Source organism: Nocardioides sp. DN36, from assembly GCF_055380375.1.
Genome location: NZ_AP043822.1, coordinates 138,485 through 158,124, shown reverse-complemented (window position 1 = coordinate 158,124; position 19,640 = coordinate 138,485). Strand labels below are relative to the sequence as shown.

The 19,640-nt window shown below is 69.2% G+C and carries 8 protein-coding genes and 1 tRNA gene; 4 read left to right on the top strand and 5 right to left on the bottom strand.

Annotation, left to right across the window (positions count from 1 at the left end):
- The first annotated feature begins 276 nt into the window (after positions 1-276).
- Positions 277-1,005, top strand: coding sequence for a hypothetical protein (locus tag ACZ43H_RS00710; protein WP_043806902.1), 729 nt, complete (start codon positions 277-279; stop codon positions 1,003-1,005).
- Positions 1,006-1,062: 57 nt separating this feature from the next.
- Here the strand turns inward: ACZ43H_RS00710 and ACZ43H_RS00705 are convergent, their stop codons facing one another.
- From ACZ43H_RS00705 to ACZ43H_RS00690, 4 genes are all read right to left on the bottom strand, one after another.
- Positions 1,063-2,154: a toprim domain-containing protein gene (locus ACZ43H_RS00705; protein ID WP_011776875.1), complete on the bottom strand. Its 1,092-nt coding sequence runs from the start codon at positions 2,152-2,154 to the stop codon at positions 1,063-1,065.
- Complete coding sequence (locus ACZ43H_RS00700) at positions 2,151-3,503, bottom strand: hypothetical protein (protein ID WP_071416689.1); 1,353 nt, start codon at positions 3,501-3,503, stop codon at positions 2,151-2,153. Before ACZ43H_RS00700 ends, ACZ43H_RS00705 begins: the two co-directional genes overlap by 4 nt.
- Before the next feature lie 50 nt (positions 3,504-3,553).
- The gene (mobF, locus tag ACZ43H_RS00695) at positions 3,554-7,030 is read right to left on the bottom strand and encodes a MobF family relaxase (RefSeq protein WP_011776877.1); all 3,477 of its coding nucleotides are present in this window, start codon (positions 7,028-7,030) and stop codon (positions 3,554-3,556) included.
- A 181-nt stretch (positions 7,031-7,211) separates the two neighbouring features.
- Positions 7,212-7,297 (bottom strand) — tRNA-OTHER (locus tag ACZ43H_RS00690).
- A gap of 36 nt (positions 7,298-7,333) precedes the next feature.
- Between ACZ43H_RS00690 and ACZ43H_RS00685 the strand changes: the two genes are divergently transcribed.
- The 3 genes from ACZ43H_RS00685 (at position 7,334) to ACZ43H_RS00675 (ending at position 13,322) form a co-directional block, all read left to right on the top strand.
- A complete protein-coding gene (locus ACZ43H_RS00685) occupies positions 7,334-10,936 on the top strand; it encodes an NACHT domain-containing protein (protein WP_032491047.1) in 3,603 nt (1,200 codons plus the stop codon).
- Between the two features lie 517 nt (positions 10,937-11,453).
- The gene (locus ACZ43H_RS00680; RefSeq protein WP_464583037.1) at positions 11,454-12,329 is read left to right on the top strand and encodes a hypothetical protein; all 876 of its coding nucleotides are present in this window, start codon (positions 11,454-11,456) and stop codon (positions 12,327-12,329) included.
- A 321-nt stretch (positions 12,330-12,650) separates the two neighbouring features.
- The gene (locus ACZ43H_RS00675; RefSeq protein ID WP_143711728.1) at positions 12,651-13,322 is read left to right on the top strand and encodes a DUF6011 domain-containing protein; all 672 of its coding nucleotides are present in this window, start codon (positions 12,651-12,653) and stop codon (positions 13,320-13,322) included.
- Positions 13,323-13,622: 300 nt separating this feature from the next.
- On the opposite strand, the gene mobF (ACZ43H_RS00670) is transcribed toward ACZ43H_RS00675, so the two are convergent.
- Entirely contained in the window at positions 13,623-19,559 is a 5,937-nt protein-coding gene (gene mobF, locus ACZ43H_RS00670) for a MobF family relaxase (RefSeq protein ID WP_043807044.1), read from the bottom strand.
- Positions 19,560-19,640 lie beyond the last annotated feature (81 nt).

The window sequence follows — 19,640 nt, the reverse complement described above, 5'->3', positions numbered from 1 at the left end:
CCCGGACGAAGCTGTTTGGCTCTGGGTGGGACAACCCCAACATCGTCCGCGGCCGGGCAGTGGGCAACACCACCTGGCTGATGGACTACGGCGGCACGATCATCCTCCACGACTCGACGATCGAGGACCAGCTCACCGACACGGGGGCGAACAAGAACACCAATGGGTACGTCACCCTCGGAGACGTGATCGCCGCGAAGCCGGCTGCGATACTTCAGGGCGTACGTCCTGCCGGTACGACTGGACAGCACCAGCCTCGACGGGCTGTTGCCGAGCGTGATCTACGTCGACGCCAACCGCGTGGGCATGAGCGGCCTCGTCGAGCTGATCAAGGCCAAGATATCGGGAGCCGCACCCGCTGTGAGCGGCTCGCTCCTCGACGGCCGGGTGCCGAGGTCCCCCGAGAGCATCGACGCTCTGATCGCGGAACGACCCGACGGTTGGGAATACCTCCTGTATGCCGGGCTGCTCCGAGCGGGTGTCGATGCTTTGGAGCCTCGGTACCGCGATCACGCGATGGAGTACGCCGCTCCCACCGGTCGGCATATCGCCCGCGATGATCTCACGGCATTTGCCCAGGCAGCCATGGGCGACGCCCTCTCGATCGCAGGCAACTTCAGCGCCGTGCTCGACCCGCGCGCTCAGGAGGCCGCTTTCGGTGCCCCCGGAGAACCAGGCGACGTTGACAGGATCCGACACATGGCCGAGCGCTTCGTCTCGGTCTACGGCGACTTCATGAGTTGGGCTGCGAGCCTCCGAGGGGCTTCAGTCCTGGGTGAGCACGCCCGGGAGGCCATCCGTCTGTTGGCTAGCACCTCAAACCACCAAGTCGACGAATTGCGCCGCTTCGTGGACGAGTTCGTAGCCGAATGCGACACGCTCAGCGAGCGGCTTGAGCGCGGAGAGACCGTCAACATCCAGATGAGGGTGACGCTCGACCTCGACGACGAGCTCATGGACCAGTACCTAGAGGAGCTGCGCCGCGCGGTCGAGGACGCTGATTAGCCGAACGCCTCCGGTCCGGCCCCATCGCGCACTCTGCGTCACAGTGGGCGGAATGCCCTACCTCTGAGGACCCGGCGCTGAGCGGGTTTGCCATCGATCCATGTGGGTTAGTGCAACGTGTTCGCGGTCCACACGGTGACTTGTGGAAGACATGCGAGTGGAGTCGCGCGAGTTGAGCGCGTCGGCGAGCTCGGTTGAAACAGTAAGTGTCGGAAGCCTGGTTTCGTGGCTCAGACGTGTGGCGAGTGCTGCTACGTCGGCCGGCCTTATCCGCGCGATCATCGTTGCCGCTTCACGCAAGCATCCGATCGCCGCCTCAGCGCTGTCGAGGCGGTCTGGCCACTTGGCGAGGTGTGCCTCGAGGAGCACCTCTGCCGCTGGACGAGCTGAGGAGAGTGCCGCCGAGAGCGCCAGCGGCCCTTCATTAGCGAGGAAGCCGGCCGGATCTTGCTGCGGGCGCCGGACGGCCACAGCCCGGTCGTCGCACATTACTGACGCTGCGTTGTCGAGTCCGCGTGCTCCGGCGGGGTCCCCGTCGAAGGCCAGGATCAGCTGCTCGTGGGACGCCGAGCGGAGGAGTCGGGCGTGCTTGTCTGTGAGCGCGGTGCCGCAGAGCGCCTGTGCGGCGGTCGCGGGTTCGGCGATGGTGACGGCGATAGCGTCGAGCGGCCCTTCGACCAAGACGCAGGTTTGGGCTGGCGACCTAGTCGCCTCGCCGAGCCCGAACAACTCTGCGCTCTTGTCGAACAGGTCGGTCCTCGGAGTGTTGAGGTACTTCGGGTCGCGGCCTACTGGGCCAGTGCGGGCGGTGAAGCCGACGAGTTGATCTTGTTGGTCGCGTATGCCGAAGGTGATGCGGTCGCGGAAGCGGTCGATCATGTGTCCACGCCGGCTGATCGAGGTCAGTCCGGCTCCGAGCTGCGCTTCGTCGGAATAGCCCAGCTCGGAGAGGTGGTCGTGCAGTGGCGTCCAGGTAGCGGGCGCGTGGCCAACCGTCCAAGGCGTGTCGTTAAGGAGCGTCGCGAAGCCGCGTTGAGTCAGATACCTGCGGGGGCCGGCGCCGTCGGGGCCGAGCAGGTGACGGCGGTAGAACTCGGCGGCGTCTTCGTTGGCGGCGATGAGCTGATCGCGCGACGGAGCGCGGGTCATCGGGCCGCTCCTTGTTGCTCGAGGGAGTGGGAAAGGTGCCTTTGCAGAACTTGCTCGCGTGGGAGGGCCTCCCGCGGCGGTGCGGAGGGTCGCTGCAGGTCGCGGACCGCGGCGAGAGCCCGGGATGAGGTCAGTGCGGCGGTTCCGAACCGTTCGGTGAGGGCGGCTGCGTGCTCGTCGGTGATGGCGCGCCATGCGGTTCGCGGCTGTAGGGGGATGGGTTGGCGTGTGACCAGGCCGCCGCGTCGGGCGAGGGTCTGCACGGTGCGGGCGGCGTCTCGGCCCAGGGCGGGAAGGGCGGTGAGGAGGGCACGCTGGGTGCGCTCGTCCAGTGGCTGATCGAGGAGAGTGCGGATAGCTGTTCCGTAGGCGCCGGGAGCCTTGGTGAGTCCCCGGACCGCGGTCGTGAGCTCGGTGGAGGCTCTCGTCCAGGCGCTTCTGGCGGCGTCGAGCTGGTCCTCTGCGTGAGCGCGTTGGAGTCGGGTGAGCGGCCGATCGTCGCCGGTGCTGGGGAGGACATCTGTGGAGGCGACGCGTGCGCCGAGGAGGGCGACGTCGCGGAGGCTGGCCGGGCTGGCCGTGGTGAGCCCGCGGGCCTGGTCGTGGTTCAGCTGCCGCAAGACCCGTAGTGCAGCCAACGGGCTGGTGATCGGCGGGGGCGCCACCGTGAGCTGCGTAGGCAGGGCGGGCTGCAGGTCGTGCAGCGGGTTGGTCGGGCTGGTTGGGAGCTGGGCGAGGTCGTACATCGTGGCTCTAGCGCAGAGCGAGACCGCGTGGTTGGTCGCCTGGAGATGGGCGAACATGCGCGCGGGGATCAGCGAGGCGCCGTGTCCGCGTTGTTGTGCTCGGGCAGCCTGGTGCATCAGCTGGCGTGAGCCGTCGATGGCGTCGAGGATCATCGCGATGACGTCGCGGCTGGCTGCGGCCGAGGCGGGTCGCAGGAGGATCTCTTCGGCTTCGACCGTGCGTGGGGTGCCGTCGAGGAGATGGGTCGCGACCAGATCGTGGGCGGCGTTGATGATCGTGGCCGCGTGCAGCCAGGTGCTTTCACGGGCGTCGGGGCGGTTGCTTGTGTCGAGGCGATTCGTGAGCCGGCGCAGCGCGTCGGTGTGCAGGTCCGCGAGCGTGACGAGCTGGCGCAGGTGGCCGCCGGTTGCGTAGAGGAAACGCTCGTAGCCGAGCAGCTCCCGTAACGCAGTGTCACGGTCCGGCGGGCGGTCATTCGAGTGCGCGATGGCGTCGTCAAGGGCGTCCCGCGCCGTCCGCATCAACGTCCCGTAGGTCGCCGGAGCGGGCGCCCGGCGTGGGGCTGTGTTGAAGGCAGGGTTGTTCAGGGCAGGCTGCAGCACGGCACCTCCCGAAATGGGTGCAGCGAAGTGGCTTGGAGTGGGCATGGCGTCTACCGGGTCAGCGAGTGGCTCTGCTGGTGGTCTGGTCGACGAGTCGGTGAGGGGGCCGGCGTGCTCTGCGGAGCCGGGGCCGGTCGTGGCGGTGTCAGGGCGAGTTCGGCCAAGGCCGCGCGATAGGCGGCCTCGCGTCGGGTGCCGGGCTGAGGCGGCTCACCCAGCGGGCCGGCGTTCGTGGTCGTGATGTCGTACTGCTCGCGGTACGCGTCGACCAGGGATCCGAGCTCGGCGGCCCGGTCTGCGATCAGTGCGGCGCGCATCTTCAGGTACGGATCCCAACCGGGGTGCCCGACGCTCGGTGCGTGCAACCAGGGGAGTGGTCGGGCATTCGGCGAGCCGTCGGCCGGTCGATCCGGGATGCCAAGGGTGCGCGGGTGATCGGTGATCCGCGAGGCCAGGACCAGGGCCGGTGACCGGGTGTTGTCGGTCGAGTCCAGGTCGAGCGCTCGTCGCACCAGGACCGGGCCGTCAATGCCGCGGGCCACGGCGTCGGCGAGGACCCGGGCCAGGTGCGGGGCGCCCCTATCACCCAGGATCCGGGTCTGTTCGGGTTCCGGCAGCTCAGCGACGGCGAGACGGAGGGCGTCCATGGCGGCGCGGTCGCGGGCGTGCTCGTAGCGGCCGACCAAGCTGCGCAGGCGGGTCGCCTCCCCCGTGGTTTCGCGGAGTGTCTGGGTTGCGGAGAGCTCGGCGCCGGTCCGGCGCAAGACCGCGTCGAGGACCTCGTAGGTCGTGCGTGGTGGCTCGGGCTCGTGGTCGCAGTCCAAGGTGACGGGTTCGTCGCTAGCGACGTACCACCGGTTGGAGTCGCGGCCGCGAGTCGAGGCGACGTAGAGCCCTTCACGCGTCATCTCCGTGGTGACCAGTGCGTGGGCGGTGTCGACGGTGGCACCTTGGGCCCGGTGCGCGGTGCAGGCATAACCCAGCTCGACGGCGTCAGCGACGTAGTCCCGGGGAAGACGCACGGATGAGCCGTGCTCGAGGTGGCGGACAGTGAGCGACCCATCACGGTGACGGCCAGTGACCCGCCAGGCGTCGCCGTTGTGGACCCAGCGGCTGCGGCCGTACCGCAAGGTGCGGGCGTTGGTCCGGGTGACCACCCAGTCGCCGACCCCGGCCAGGTTGCCGTCGTGCAGCACCACACCGTCGGCCTCGATCTGGCCCGCCAGGGCGCGCTCCAGGCGGGCGCGGGCGTTCAGCGCGTTGACGTCGCCGGTCGTGGCCGCGATCAGCACCGACCTCTTCCCAGCCCGGACGTCGCAGGCCCAGTGGTCGTACGCAGCCTCGAGCATCGCGTCGCGGGACCCGGCCGCGATCCGGTCACGGTCGTCGTAGAACGTGACCGCCTTCGGGTTGCCGCGCCGCAGTGCCAGGGTGGCGTCGCCCTCGGCGGGATCGGTGAACCGGTGCAGTGTGGTCAGGTAGGTGGCGCCGGTCTCCTCCTCGAGCAGGTTCAGTGCTCCGCCGGCGTCGACCGCTGCGAGCTGGGCCGGGTCACCGAGCAGCCGAACCGTCGCCCCAGCCTCGGTGGCGATGCGGAGCAACTGGTGCAGGTGCAGGGTCCCGGCCATGCCGGCCTCGTCGACCAGCACCACATCACCCGCTCCGAGCTGGAACCACCGATCGGCGAGGTCGCTGGACTCACGGTCGTTGGCCCGGTGGTGCTCGAAGAGGAACTTGTGCAGGTTCTCCGCGCGCATCTCCAGCTCGGCGCCCAAGACGTGGGCGGCCCTGGAGCTGGTCGCGAGCGGGATCACCCTGCCGCCGTCGGCCTGCCAGGTCGCGGCGAAGGCACGCATCGCCGTGGTCTTGCCGGCCCCCGCCGGTCCGATCCCGACCACGATCCGCGCCGACGAACACGCGAACGCCTCGACCAACCCACGCTGACCCCGATCCAGCACCAGACCGGTCCTGGCCTCGTGGATCGCCAACCCCGCTTGCAGTGAGTGCGGGTCCACGCGCGGTCCGTCGGTGGATCGTGCGGCGGCGATCAGCTCGTCCTCGGCGATCATCACCTCACTGGTGGTGTACCGGTCCGAACCATGCGCCCGGAACATGCTGACGCCGTCGCTGGCCCGGATCAGCTCGGGTGCCTCACGGACGAACTCCGGCTCGGTGATCCGGATCGAGTGATGCGACCCTGTCGCTCGGTCCACCACCGCCCGCGTCACGAGCTCCCGTTCGTCGGCCGTGGCGAACCAGTACCGCCTCAAGGTGCGCTCGGTCTCGGCGTGCACGTTCCAGACCGTCCAGGTCGAGCGCTGCTCGGCGATCGTGCCCACGATCTGACTCGCCAGCTCGTCGACGTCTGGTACGTCAGCTGCTCCCGCGGACCGCTCGCGTCCCATGCAATCGGAGGCCAGCCGGTCGAGCCGGCGGGCGCCGATCAGCTGGCGCGCTTGGGTGGTCCAGTCGGTGACCTGCTCTGCCAGGCTCCGTGCGGCGCCCTTGGCCTCGCGGGTCTCCAGGGTGGCCTGCTGGGCCAGCTGGATCTGGGTGGCCCGGTCCGGTTCGCGGCCGTGGGTGGCGCGGTAATTGCGGCGCAGCTCGGCGTACCGGTCCTCGATCGCCGCGCGCCGCTGGGAGAAGTGCCGCAACAGCTCAGCCGGCACGCCGTCGATCTCGCGGACCGGGCGCAGGTCCCGCCGATTCGACGGCCGCTCGACGAACTCCACCCCGAGGCGGCGGGCGAGGGCGTCCTCGAAGCGGGTGTTGTACCGCTCCGAGGCTGCGACACCGAGCGCGTACAGCCCGCGGGCGTCCAGTGAGCGCCACTTGCCGTCGACTCCGCAGACCTTGTTCGCCACCGCAACATGGGTGTGCAGGTCCGGGTCCCCGGCACGGGACTCGCGGTGGTCGAACATCGCGCAGATCAACCCGGTCGCATCGATCTGCGCGACACCGCCGCGGCCCACCCGGGTGTAGGCGGCGTGGGACTCCAGCCAGCCCAATGAGGAGAGCACCGCCTCGTGATGGGCGTCCTCGACAGCCCCACGCACCTCGGCTCCGCCCAGAGCCCACAGCACCGAGGCGGACTTCACCGGCGTGAACACCAGGTCGAAACCGGCCACCGCCCGACGACCGCGTCGGGCCTCGACCGCCGCGATCCGGTTCCGCTCGGCCGCGGACGGTGGCCGGCCGTTCAAGGACTCCCACTCCGCCAGCCGCTCCGCCACCCGCTGCTGGTACGGCGCCAACGTGGCGTAGCTGGGATAGGCGGCGCCGAGCCTGTGCACCCCGTCTGGGTGCCGACCCGCGCCGAACAGGGCCCGCATCTGGTCCTCCGACACCTCGGTGCCAGCCAGACCGAGCTGCTCGGCGCCTCGGCCGGTCCACACGCCCGGCGGGTTGCCGCGAGCCACGTAGTACTCAGCCAGCGACTGGCCAGCTGGCCGGCGCTCGTCAGCCGACGCCACCTGTCGGGTCAGGTACGTGTAGCCGTCTCCCGCAGACAGCTTGTGCACGGTCATCACGGCCACCACCGCCGGAACGAACCACCAGTGACCTGCGGCGTGTCGTGCACCCCACGTGCACCAAGCACCGGCAATTCGGGGCCCTTGGCGGGCGCCAGCGGTAACCCACGGTCAATCGACTCGATGGCCCGCGAATGACGAAGCCGCAGGTCAGAGGCTCTCTGACCTGCGGCTCCGGTGGTGGGCAGGGGCGGGGTCGAACCGCCGACCTTCCACTTTGCCAGCAGAACGCCGGACCCCGGCCGTGTGCGGGCCAGCCTGCCCCGGTAACGCTGCGATCTGTCGGCACGGTCAGAGAGGATGAGATCCGTGGCAAGTTCGGGTTCGTACCAGTACCTCTATGAGCGTCTTGGCGACAAGCGCTTCCAGCAGTTGTGCGCAGCGCTAGTGCTTGACCGGTACCCGAACGTGTCGGTGTTTCCCGTCGGCGAGAAGGACGGTGGCCGGGACATGGTCTCGGGAACCGGCGAGAACAGGACAATCCTTCAGGTCAAGTGGTCCGGCAACCGGGCCAAGAAGTCGGCCTCGTGGTTGAAGTCGGCAGTGAACGGCGAGGCCGCGAACATCAAGCGCCTCGTGGCTGAGGGCTGCAAGCAGTACGTGCTGATGACGAACGTCGAAGGCAGCGCGGCTCCGGGGAGCGGTACACGGGACCAGATCGAGAAGGTTCTTGACGATTTGGGCAAGCAGTACGGCATCCCGATGTCGTGCGTGTGGGCGGCGGACCTAGACGCCTGGGTCACGAATTCGCCCTGGGAGATCAGGGCCACCTACTTGGAGATGCTGGCGGGCTCCGACCTGCTGCTCGCTCTGCTCGACGCCAAGTCGTTGGAAGAGCGCGAGAGGCGGGAACGCGACATCCTCGTCACTTTCGTCGCCACCCACTGGGACCGTGACAAGAGGGTGAAGTTCCGTCAGGTCGACCTCGCTTCCGACCTACTCACCGATCTGTTCGTCGACGTCACCGCGCACAGGGCCCGCAGTCCGCGGAACACGACTCTGCCCAGCATCGATATCGGCGGGCTGGCTCATCACCTCCTGGATCCAGCGGCACCGCCCCTTGCGCTAATCGAGGGAGTGCCGGGGCAGGGCAAGTCGACGATCGCTCAATACGTGTGCCAAGTGCACCGGGCCGGCTTCATCGGGCGCGACCAGCTCGCCGACCGCAAGGAGTCGCTGCCAGCCGATGAGGCGGCGGAGCTCCGGGTCGCCATCCGTATCGACCTTGCCGACTATGCCGAGTGGATCGGTGGCCATGATCCCTACGCGAGCACCGACAGCGCGAAGAAGCCAAGGCAGCGCACCAAGATCGGCCTGGAACGGTTTCTGGTTGCTCACTTCGAGCACGCGGCACCCGGGCATGAACTCGGCGTTGACGACGTCCGCGCGATCTTGGACAGGTTCCCCACTCAGGTCTTCCTCGACGGGCTCGATGAGGTCGCATCCGCGAGCCTGCGCGAAACGGTGGTCCGCGAGATCGACGAGTTCACGTCTAGGTGGGCTCAGGCACGGCCGGGGAACATGCGGATCGTCGTCACCACCCGTCCGAACGCATCCGGCCTGGCCGAACCTGCTCCGGACATCTTCGAACGACTGGTACTCCAGCCGCTCAGCGAGGCCACGAAGAAGAGGTACCTGCGCCGGTGGGCCGCGGCCCAGCACATCGATGGGTCGGACCGGCGCACCCTGGAGCGAGTCTTCGGCGAGCGTACGGCCGCCCCGCATGTCGCGCAGCTGGCCGCGAACCCGATGCAGCTGACGATCCTGCTGCACCTGATCCGGACCAAGGGCGAGTCCCTCCCCACCGCTCGCACGAGCCTCTACCGGTCATACATGGACCTGTTCCTGGAGCGAGAATCGACGAAGTCGAAGACGGTCCTGGACAACCGGCCAGATCTGGAGGAAGCCACCTCGTTTATCGGCTGGCTGATGCAGGCACTCACCGAGGTCGACGCCTCGTCCACCCGGTTACCCGCGCAGCGGATCGTCCGTGAGATCAGGATGTACCTCGCCGGCGTCGAGAAGACAAACTCACCGGTCCAGGATTTGTTCGACGCGATGCGGGACCGGGTGTGGGTCCTGACCAGCAAGCAGTCCGGCACCTATGAGTTCGACGTGCAGTCGATCCGCGAGTTCTTCGCGGCGCGGTTCCTTTACGAGTTCGCCGAGGGTGACGAGCAGGGCTACGAGCCCGAGGCCGCGCTTGTCGAGCTGCTTCCGCGCGCGTACTGGGCGAACACGGCCCGGTTCCTGGGCGGTCACTTTCAGCGCCGCGAGGTTCCGAGCCTCGCCGAGGCGATCGAGGAGCGATTTAAGGACCTCACAGGGGCGCGGCAGCTGCGGACGACCGTGTGGAGCCTGTTGTGCGACGGGATCTTCACGGAGCGGACGGCAAGCCAGCGGCGTGTGGCCGAGTTGTTCGCCGATGACTTGTCTGTTCGTTTCCTCGCCCCTGAAGTCAGCGAAGGCGGCAGCCTGCCGGAGCTCCCGGCTGACTTTGGAGGTCGTGACCTCGCGGGCCGCCTTCGGGAAGCGATCACGCGGGATGTTGGCTCCCCGTTGACCAGGGCTCGGGCGACGGTCGCAGCCGCGGTCGGAGATCCTGGCGACTTCAACATCTGGTGGTCATCCGAGGTGGGCAAGTCGGTCGGTACGGACCGGGAGGCCCAGTGGCTCGCGGTTGGTCGCCCGCTGGCTTCCGGACAGGGCCTTCCGCGGACCACAGTCGAGGCTCTGAGGCTGGACTCGGCCGCGGCTGCCCGCGGCGCGCTGGAGTCCGGCGTCTCGCCGGCCGACGGGACACACCAGGCCCAACGGCTGTTGGCGTGGACCTTGGACGGCCACTGCTCTGACGTGGCGCCGAAGGGTACGAGCGAGGCCGCGGACCTGCTGCGCGTCGTGGCACCCCACGTGCTGTTAGCAATGGCGAGCGACCAGTCGGCGGCCGGGCCGCTCAATCTCGGCGGGCATCACGTCCCCGGAGTGAGCCAGAGCCATCGGACTGCGGCGTTGAAGCGGCTCGCTGAGCGTCACGGCAGCGACCTCGTGCAGTCGTCACTGCGGATCAAGAAGGGTGAGTCCGGCACGACCAGCCGGTGGGTGAACACGGCCCGAGCGCTCACTGATGTCTACGGCCGTCCGACGTGGCTGGCCACCGAGATCGCAGCCGTGGCAGCGGCACTCCCCGAGGCCAAGGTCCGGACTGGAGGCAACCGCACGAAGGACGCGCCTTGCTTCGGAAGCGACATGGACTACGGCCAGTGGCTGCCCGCGATCCGGGTGAACCGGGGCAGGCGCGGCTGGTGGACGGAGCAGCTCACCTGCTGCACTGAGCCGCACGCCAAAGCGACATGGGTCATCGGCCTCCTTGTCGCGGGAGATGAAGCCGTGATTTCAGCGCTGTTGGACACGATCGCCCACTCCGCCAGAGACCTGCCAGCCGAGTACCTGGAGGCGTTAGTGGCGTCGAGCAGTCGAATCGCGGCGTCCGGGATCGCGCGGGCGGTCACGTTAACGAACATCCCCGACGAAACAGACCCCGTGGTCAGGCTCCTGCTCGCGCACTATGCGAAGGATCCCGCGCCGGTCCTCGGAGAGGACCCCGAGGTGATCCGGCGGATCGCTCGGTTCCCGGTCGGCGGCTGGCCCGCCGCCCGGCTTGCTGCCGACCTGACCGCGAGCGCGCCCACAGCGGAGAGCCTCGCCCTGGTCGAGGAGTTCGGCGTTGGCCCAACTGAGCCACTCGCCATCCATTTCGACCTTCCGAGGGACTCAGCCGAGCACGTCCTTGCCAATCCGGCCCGGTACACCACTCCATGGCTCGCTGCGGCGGACCGCTCCTTGTACAACGGTGTCTACGATCGGCCCTTGAAGACTCATGCCGACACCAATTGGGGTATTTGAGCCGCGTGTTCGGGCCCGCGCCGGAGTGACCAGTCGCTCCCTACAAGTCGCAGCGAGTGTCGAGGATGCAGCGAAGTTTCACGAGCCGCCCTCGGCGATCGAACTGCGCTGAGACGCTGGTGGGCGCGACCGGTGTGTGTCGGCGGGGGCTGCTACACCTTTCCCAGGAGGTGGGGGTCGATGCCACTGTCAGGTCTAGTCGACGGGGAGCCGGTGGTGAGTTGCCTCCTCACCGAGGAGGAATGGGCGCAACTCAAGGACGATGTCCGGGCGAAGCGCCGTACGGCCACGATGCGCTGCGGGTGGAAGGGGCTGGCAAAGACCAGCAAGCTCGGCACCCAATACTTCGCACACGCCCCCGGGCGGCGATAGCTGCAGCGCCGGCGAGAGCGCACAGCACCTGCGCGCGAAGGCGGTCATTGTCGAGGCCATCACTCGAGCCGGTTGGACCGCCCAAACCGAGGTCCCAGGGGACTGGGTCGCGGACGTGATGGCGACCCGTGGGGACGTGCGCGTCGTGTTCGAGGTCCAGTGGTCCCGGCAGGACGTCGCTGAGTACCGACGTCGTCAGCATCGCTACCTTGATTCCGGCATTGCCGCGATCGCGTGGTTCGCCCGTCACATCGACGACCTGCCCAGGGCCGACAGGCAGCTGCCGGTGTTCGGGCTCGACGTCGATGACGCGGGCGAGGCCACGGTCCTGGTCGGCATCGCGAGCATCCCGCTCGCCGAAGCGGTCGACCGTCTGCTGACCCGTCGGCTGCAGCACCGCGAGTACGTCGCGAACGGGCAGCCGGCCCTGGTGGTCGTCGGTGCCGGGATCATGGGCTGCTACCGCTGCCACAAGGAGTTCGGCATCTGGACCGCACGCCAGACCATCGTCGAAGGGCGGTGCGGCCGCAGGGAGATCCGGGACCAGCGGCCCCGAGTGTTCGCACAGCACCGGGCCGAAGAGCTGCCCGAGGTACGCGCGGCGGGCGAGCAGATGGCGCAGGAGCTGGGCGTGCCTCCGGGCCGAATCTTCCGCCGCTACACCCAGGCCGCCGGCAGGCACTACATGGCGTTCACGTGCCCGCATTGCAACGCCACCTGCGGCGACATGTTTGTCGCCGAGTTGTTCAACAGGAAGAACTCTGCCCGCAATGCTCAGATACACATCCCCGCGACGGTGGTGGTCCGTCCGCACTGGTGTCTGGCTGGCGACGAGGGGCTCTGCCCGATCCCTCCGGAGGCGGTGCTCGCCGAGTACGCACGGCTGTACGCGGCCGACCCGGAGCCGGCTCCAGCCCGGCAGTTGGCCACCGATAGCGGCGTCTCCACCATCGCCTCCGTCGGCACTGCCGCGGGCATCCCGCTCCATCAAGCCGTGGCTCGCATGTTCGGCAGGCACTGAGCGCGTCGAGCTCAGCGCCGGACCCGCACAACCCACTGGTGTTCCGGATTCGGGAGTCCGACCGCAGGATCGCAGGTAGCGTCCCGGCCAAGTCGAGTGCGCTCTGGGAGGAGAGGTCGGATGGCGAGCGAGCGAGCCAAGGGGCACCCCGCCGCTGGCATCCCTCCAGGTCGGAACCGCCGGCGATACCGGGGCTCCCCACGGCCGCGCGACCTCTACAAGGACGGCCCCGACGCGATCCCCGTACGACACGTCGCCAAGGTCGCTGCCCCCGAGAAGCCTGATCCATGGACTGCGCACGCCCGCGAGGCGGCGTTCCGGGTGACCGACTTCGAGGTCGACGCGGTGCGGGTCGAGGTTCTCGGCAGCACCGAGCCGCGACGAAAGCTCCTCGATATCCGCCTCGAGTACGTCGGCGCGATCGCGGACGCTCGGCCCTGGCTCTCTGTCGTCGCCCGCGGGCCGCGGCTGCTGGAGCGTCTCGCGGCCGCGCCGCTGCCCTGGGACAAAGTGCTCGCGGCGCCGTGGAGGCTTCCGCTGCGACCGGCCGCCGAGGCGGGCGCCCCGTGCGTCCTGGTCTGGCGTGATCCTGGGACGCCGATCGAGTGCGGGTTTCTGGCCGTGGAGATCGTGCGCGACGCTCTCGGTGTCGGCGACCCGGCGCGGGTGCGCGTGCGGCGCGACGAGGCCGACGGCCCGACCATCGTCGAGCGCACTCGCCTGGCCGGCGTTCGAGCCAAGCGGGAGTCGCGATACAAGCAGGTCCTCGCGAGCTGCTCCAAGTGCGGGCGCGACCTGCGCGATCCCGTCTATGCCGAGGTGGGGATCGGGCCCGAGTGCATCAAGTCCTACCCGGCTGAGCAGGTCCGGCTGCGGCGCCAGATCAACCGGACGCTAGGCGCTGGTCGACCAATCCACCTCAATGCCAAGCCTGGGGAGCGGTGGCTCTCGACCGTCGTTCGGCACTGGCAACTGGGGGCCGCGAGCGCCTGATCGCTGTTCGCACAGACGTTCTGCATGTCCAAGCCAAGTCGGCGACGTCTTACTCGTGCGACCAATGTCGCGGATGTTCTTTGGCCAGACTTCGCGCTGGCCAGGATTGGCTGCATCTCGACTCGACGCGACGACGACGACGGCTCGCTGAACGGCCGTGTTCATTGGCCGAGAGGCGCGGCGAAACGTCCGGACGCGCTTCAGATCGCTTCCTGACGAAGCTCATGGCCCTTGAATCGTGCCGATTTGGCGCTTGGGCGGCTGGGGTTTCGCTCAGAGCGATTCTGAGCGATGCAGGCGTCATCGTGCCGGGCCGCCCGGATCGGGCCCCGCGGAGGGCTGTCTCGTGGGGTCGGGGCGAGTGGTGGCGGCGCTGGTGGCGAGCCGCCGCTCGGCGGCGCGCCGACGCGACCCGGGATCGTTCCTCGCGGTTTGCTTGCGGACCTCGTCGTTGATCTCCTCGATGCGGGCCTGGGCGTACGCCGGACGGTTGCGGTCGCGGTCCATGCTCTCGGTGACGGTCTGGTGCTCGAGGATGCCGGGCGCGAGGTGAAGCTTGACGCGGAGTCGTTCGAAGCCGGTTAGCCAGTTCTCGGCGCCGCGGGAGCCGAGGATTCGGGCGGTCTGGTGGATGAGCTTCTGTCGGACGTCGGTGTCGGACCAGTGGCCTGCGGTGCGGAGTAGGTGGTCGATCATCGCGTCGCCGAGCGGGGATCGGTTCTCGATCGCTGCGGCGATCGCGTCGGCGCCCTGGGTCTCGAGGAGGTTGGCCGGGTCCAGTCCGTCGGGCAGGTCGAGATGCGTGGGGTCGAGGTCGGCGGCGGTGAGGTGCCAGAACGCCTTCTGCGCGGAATTCCAGCCGGCGGGGTCGGAGTCGGTGGCCACGGCGATGCGGTCGCGACCGTTGACGAGGTCGATGTGGGAGCGCAGGAGCTTGATTTGGTTGACGGTGAGCGCGGTTCCCATGGGGGCGATGCCGACGGCAGCGCCGTTGCTACCCAGGGTGATGGCGAGGGCGTCCATGGGGCCTTCGACGATGACCGGGAGCGCCCCGCCGGCGAGGAGTTCGCGGGCTTCGGTGTACCCGAACAGCGCCTCGCCCTTGGTGAAGATGGGGGTGGTTCGGGTGTTGAGGTACTTCGGCCCGGCGTAGTCGTCGTCGGTCTTGGTGGGGTTGCGGCGGCCGACGAAGCCTAGGATCGCTTCTCCTGTGGGGTCGTGCGGATCGCGGATGGGCATGACGAGGCGGTCGCGGAAGAAGTCGCGGTAGTAGCTTGTGCCGTCGTTGCGTTCCCGCTTGGAGATCAGGCCGGCCTGTTCGAGCTCGTCGAGCGTTGCGCCCTGGTCGGTGAGGTGGCGCAACAGGCTGCGACCGCCGCCGGGGGCGTACCCGACTGAGTAGGCGGGGTAATCCGTGAGGTCGGTCCCTAGGCGCTCGCGCAGGTAGCCCGGTGCCCACGACCGCGGGTAGCAGGATTCGAAGTAGGCCAGTGCCTGCTTGTTGAGCTCGTGGATCCGTTCGGCGGGGATCTGGTTCGGGTCTGGGAAGGCGTTCTCCGCCGTGGTTGGGCGGGCGTCCTGCTCCCAGGGCAGCGGGGTCGCGTAGGGGTCCTCGACGTACGGGTATGGGGTGGTCGGGTCGGCGTACGACGTCGGGTCGTACTCCTCGAAAGGCGGATCCCACTCGGCGGGCTCGGACGGGAGGCTGGCTCCGTCGTCGGGGATGGGGGAGTGGCTGAGGGCGACGTTCGTGTCGTCGGGCTGGTCGCGGTAGAACGCGGCCATGAACTCGTCGGCGTCCTCTGGCGGGAGCAGGTCCGGGTCCGGGGGTATGTCGGCGTCGCGGTACGGCGCGTTCTCGTCGAGAGGGGCGGGCGATGCGGTCGGCTGGTCGGTGAGCATGGCGATGCGCAGCACGAGCGCGTCGGCGACCTCAACACCGGTGAGCGACCCGTCCTGGGGAACCCCGCCGAGCGCGCTGGAGAGGATCTCGCGAGGCGTCCAGCCGTGGTGCTGGCAGGCTTCGTCGACCGCGGCCACGAGGGCGGGCCAGGCGGGCGCCTTCTGGAGATAGTCGGCCTTGGTGGCGCCGACGAGTTCGGTCAGCACGGTGCGCCAGGTGGGCTGGAGCAGGTCTGCGGAGTGCTGGTCGGCACCGAGCGCGGCGGGGCCGAGGTGAGGAACCAGGCGCCACCACAGGGCCGCGGCCTGGTGCTCATCAGGCAGGGGCCGTGCTGCCGCGGCGTCCGTGTCGAAGCCCTTCTGACCGCCGGGCAGGGAGGGGTCGGTGGCGAGTGCCTGCTTGATGTAATCGGTGACGGGCAGACCGGCGCGCTCGAGGCGTGCGAGCCGCTGGCACAGTGGGGTGATCCACGGGTCCGCGCGGACGGTCTCGGGCAGCACCTGGTACCAGGTGCGCTGGGAGAACGGGTAGCTCGGCCGGGCTTCGCGTACAGCCCGGTTGAGTTTCGCCTGGTAGGCGCCGGGCGCGCCGATGGTGCGGTCGCCGGTGGGGCGCAGGTCGTTGTCGTCGGTGCCGGCCACGGCTCGCCACACGGCGAGGTCGGCGCGTAGTTCGGTGTCCTCGTCCTCGAGGAAGGGTTGTGCCCAGGCCGGCGCGGTGGCGCCGGTCCAGTTGCGGGCGGCGTCGCGGACGGCGTCGATCTGTTCACGAACGAGCTGGTGGTAGGCGCCGGCGAATGGGCCCCAGTCGTGTGCGTCGGCGAGCCGGGCGGGGATGCCGGGCAGCCACGGCAGCGGCGCGTCGGTGGCCGGGGGCGTGTCGGGGTCGTGCGGTCTTGCCGCGTTGAGGTCGGCGACGAGATCGTCGATCCGGGCATCGAGCACGGCGGCGGGGTCGCGCGCGTCGGCCAGCGACCCGACGCCGACGGCTGCGGTGAGCAGCTTTAGCGGGCTGTGGTCGTCGAGCGCGATGAGTGCGAGGTGGGAGCGCAGCGTGGGCCATGCGGGGGCTTCGGTGAGTCCGGTCAGGAGTGCTTCGGCGTGGGCGTCGATCTTGTCCATGCCGACCGGGCCGATGAGGTTCTCGGCTCCGGCGGTGACCGCGTCGTGGTAGCGGGCGGCCATGTCGCCGAGCAGCTGGTGGGGGTTGGTTTGGTCGCGCAGTGCAGTGGTCGCAGACACCGGCGAGCCGTCGCGGCGCAGCATCTCGGTGATGCGGTCGAGTGCGGTCGGTGGGATCAGAGCCTCGGGCCGGATGAGGTTGTGCGGGTCGCCGTCGGAGGCGACGTTGAGGTAGAGGTGGTTGGCGAACTTGCCCCGCGAGAGCGCGACGTAGAGGAGGTTGCGGTCCTCGTCGCCGGTGAGCACGACGTGGCAGGTGCCGGTGGTGATGCCCTGGGCGCCGTGGACGGTGGTGGCGTAGCCGAGCTGGACGGTCTTGGAGACGTAGTCCGCGGGCAGGGTGATGGTCTTGCCGAGCTTGTCGTGGATCACGGTCAGGGAGCCGTCGGTGTTGACGTTCTTGACGTGCCAGCGGTCGCCGTTCTTGACCCAATTGGTGCGGCTGATCCGCAGCCGGCGGTCGTTCTCGCGGGTGATGATCCGGTCACCGGCGGAGACCTTGGTGCCGTCGGCCAGTGTCAGGACGCGGCCGATTTCCTTGTCCGGCTGTCCTGCGAGGCGGTCGTTGCGGGCGCGGGTGTTGAGCTCGGCGACGAGGTCGCGGGTGGGTGCGATCAGGACGGAGTCGGTGCCGTCGGCGCGGTCGGCGGCCCACGCGGCGTAGGCCTGGTCGGCGCAGGCGCCGAGGTCCCCGACGTGGATTCGTCCGCGGTCTGCGTAGAACGCGATGGCCGACGGGTCGCCGTCGCGCAGGGCGAGGGTGGCGGCTGCCTCGGCGTGGTTGAGGCTGCCGTCGGGGTTGCGGAAGCGGTGAACCTCGCTGAGTGTGACGGCGCCGATCTGGTGGGCGATGTCGCGCAGCACGCCTCCGGCGGCGACTGAGGCGAGCTGCCGGTCGTCGCCAACGAGGCGGACCTGGCCGCCGCGGGAGGTGATGTAGTCGATCGCTGCAGCGAGGTCGGTGGTGGCGGCCATGCCGGCCTCGTCGATCAGGACGAGGGTCTTGGAGTTGATCTTCTCCATCCAGGCTGGCGCGTCGCCGTGCTTGGCGTGCCACACGAGCTTGGCCAGGGTGTCGGCGCGGACCTTCTTCCGGCCCGGGCGCCATGGCCCATTGAGCAGGTTCTTGGACGTGCCAGCGGTGTTGGTGTCGGGGTTCTCGAGGTTGATGGAGGCGCCGAGCTCTTGTGCCGCGACCGCGGATGGGGCGAGACCGATGACGGTTCCGCCGGAGTCCTGCCAGGCGCGGGTGAGGACCTGCATGGCGGTGGTCTTGCCGGTTCCTGCCGGGGCGAGCGCGAGTTGGACGGCGCGGCCACTGGTCGCCATCTCGCGGACCAGCGACTGCTGGGCGGCGTTCAGCTGGAGTTCGTTGGCGGCAGCCTCGGCGATCGCGATGCCGACGCGGACCTCGCTGATCGTGCGGCCGCCGGTGTGGCGAGCGGACTCGACGATGCGCCGTTCGGCCTCGATCACGGCCCGGGAGGTGTATTGGCGGGCGCCGGCGAGGCTGTAGGCGCTGACGACTTCCTCGGCGTCGACACCACCCTCGGCCGGGCGGTCGGTGCGCTGCAAGGGCGCGGGGATGGTCACGTCCTGCTCGGCCGCAGTGGTCTCGCGGGTGAGTGGGTCGGGGTCGTTGAAGGCGATGGAGTGTTCACGTATAGCGGTGGCCACGACTCGGTCGACCGCGTCGTCGAGTTCGGTCAGCCGGATGCCGTGGGCGCGGGCCTGGCGCTGCGCTTCGGCGCGCAGGTGCCAGACCTGCCAGGTCGCGCGGTCCTCCGCGACCCGCGCGACGACCTGTTGGGCGGTCTCGGCGACCCACTGGTCGGTCACGTCCTGGGCGTCTGGCCGGTGCCCGAGGCAGTCCTCGACCATGTCTCGGACCGCCTGCTCGCTGCCGATGATCGCGGCGGCCTCGGCCAGCCACGCTGCCCGCTGGTCGGCCTCGGCGCGGGGCGCATGCTTGGCCTGCCGCGTTTGGTCCCAGGCCTTCTCGGCGAGGGTCACCGCCTCGCCTTCGGTCGGCGGGCGCCCGTGTTCGGCCTGGAACGCGGCCGCCAGCTCGCGGCGCCGCGCCTCGATCGCGCTGTGCCGCTTGGACCATGACTTGGCTAGCCGCTCGTCGACGCCGACGATCTCGCGCACGGGGCGCTTGTCGACGCCCTTGTTCAACCCACTGCGACGGTTCTCGAATCTCACTCCCAGTCGGGCGATGAGCTCGGATTCGATGAGGGTGTTGTACATCTCGGCGAGGGTGACGTTGGCCTTGTAGAGGACGCGTCCGTCGACCGCGAGCCAGCGGCCGGTCTCGTCCTGGACCTTGTTGCTGACCGCGACGTGGGTGTGCAGGTGCGGGTCGGAGGAGCGTGCGTCGCGGTGGGTGAACATGCCCGCGATCAGGCCCTTGGCCTTGACCTGCTGGAGGCCGCCGCGGCCGCGGCGCGTGAACAGCACCTCCTTTTCCAGCCACTTCAGCGTGGCTTCGACAGCAGCGTGGTGGGCGGCCTCGATCTCCTTGGCGACGTCGCGATCGGCCAGTGCCCATAGGGTCGAGACGGACTTCACCGGGGCGAAGGTGAGGTCGTACCCGGCAACCGCGGTGGTCTGCTGGCGGGTGGCCTTGGCCATGAATGCGCCGCGTTCACGGTCGTCGATAGGGGCCCGGCCGTGCTCGCGGAGGAAGTGCTCGTTGCCCAGTTCGGTGCGGATCTTGGCGCGTACCTCGGCAGGCACGGGGGTCTTCCAGTGCTCGCCGTGGGCGAGGTTGTAGGCGATGTACCGCTTCGCGGTCTCTTGGATGAACTCCGGCTGGTTGCCCAGGTATCGGGCGAATACGCGGCCGAGCTGGGATGACTTCTTGGCCTGCTCGACACTCTTTCCGGCGTCCAGTGCCGCGTTCTCCAGCCGCTCCGCGCCGGGGTGGCGGCCCTCGCCGAACAGGTTCCGCATGTGGGTCTCGGTGACCTGCGAGCCCTGCTCGAGGTCGAGCGCAGCGAGCCCAGCGCCGAACCAGCGCCCCGGCGACTCGCCCTTCTCGGCGTAGTAGTCGGCCAGTCCGGCATGCCCGCGGTCGGTCGCGTCGTGCACGGCGACCTGGCGGGTCAGGTACGTGTACCCGTCGCCCGCGGTCAGCTTGTGCACACCCATCACGCCACGGATAAGCAACCGCCGTGAGCCGGTTTCGGACACCTGCCCGGCACCGATTTCCGACAGTGCATGGGGTGCGAG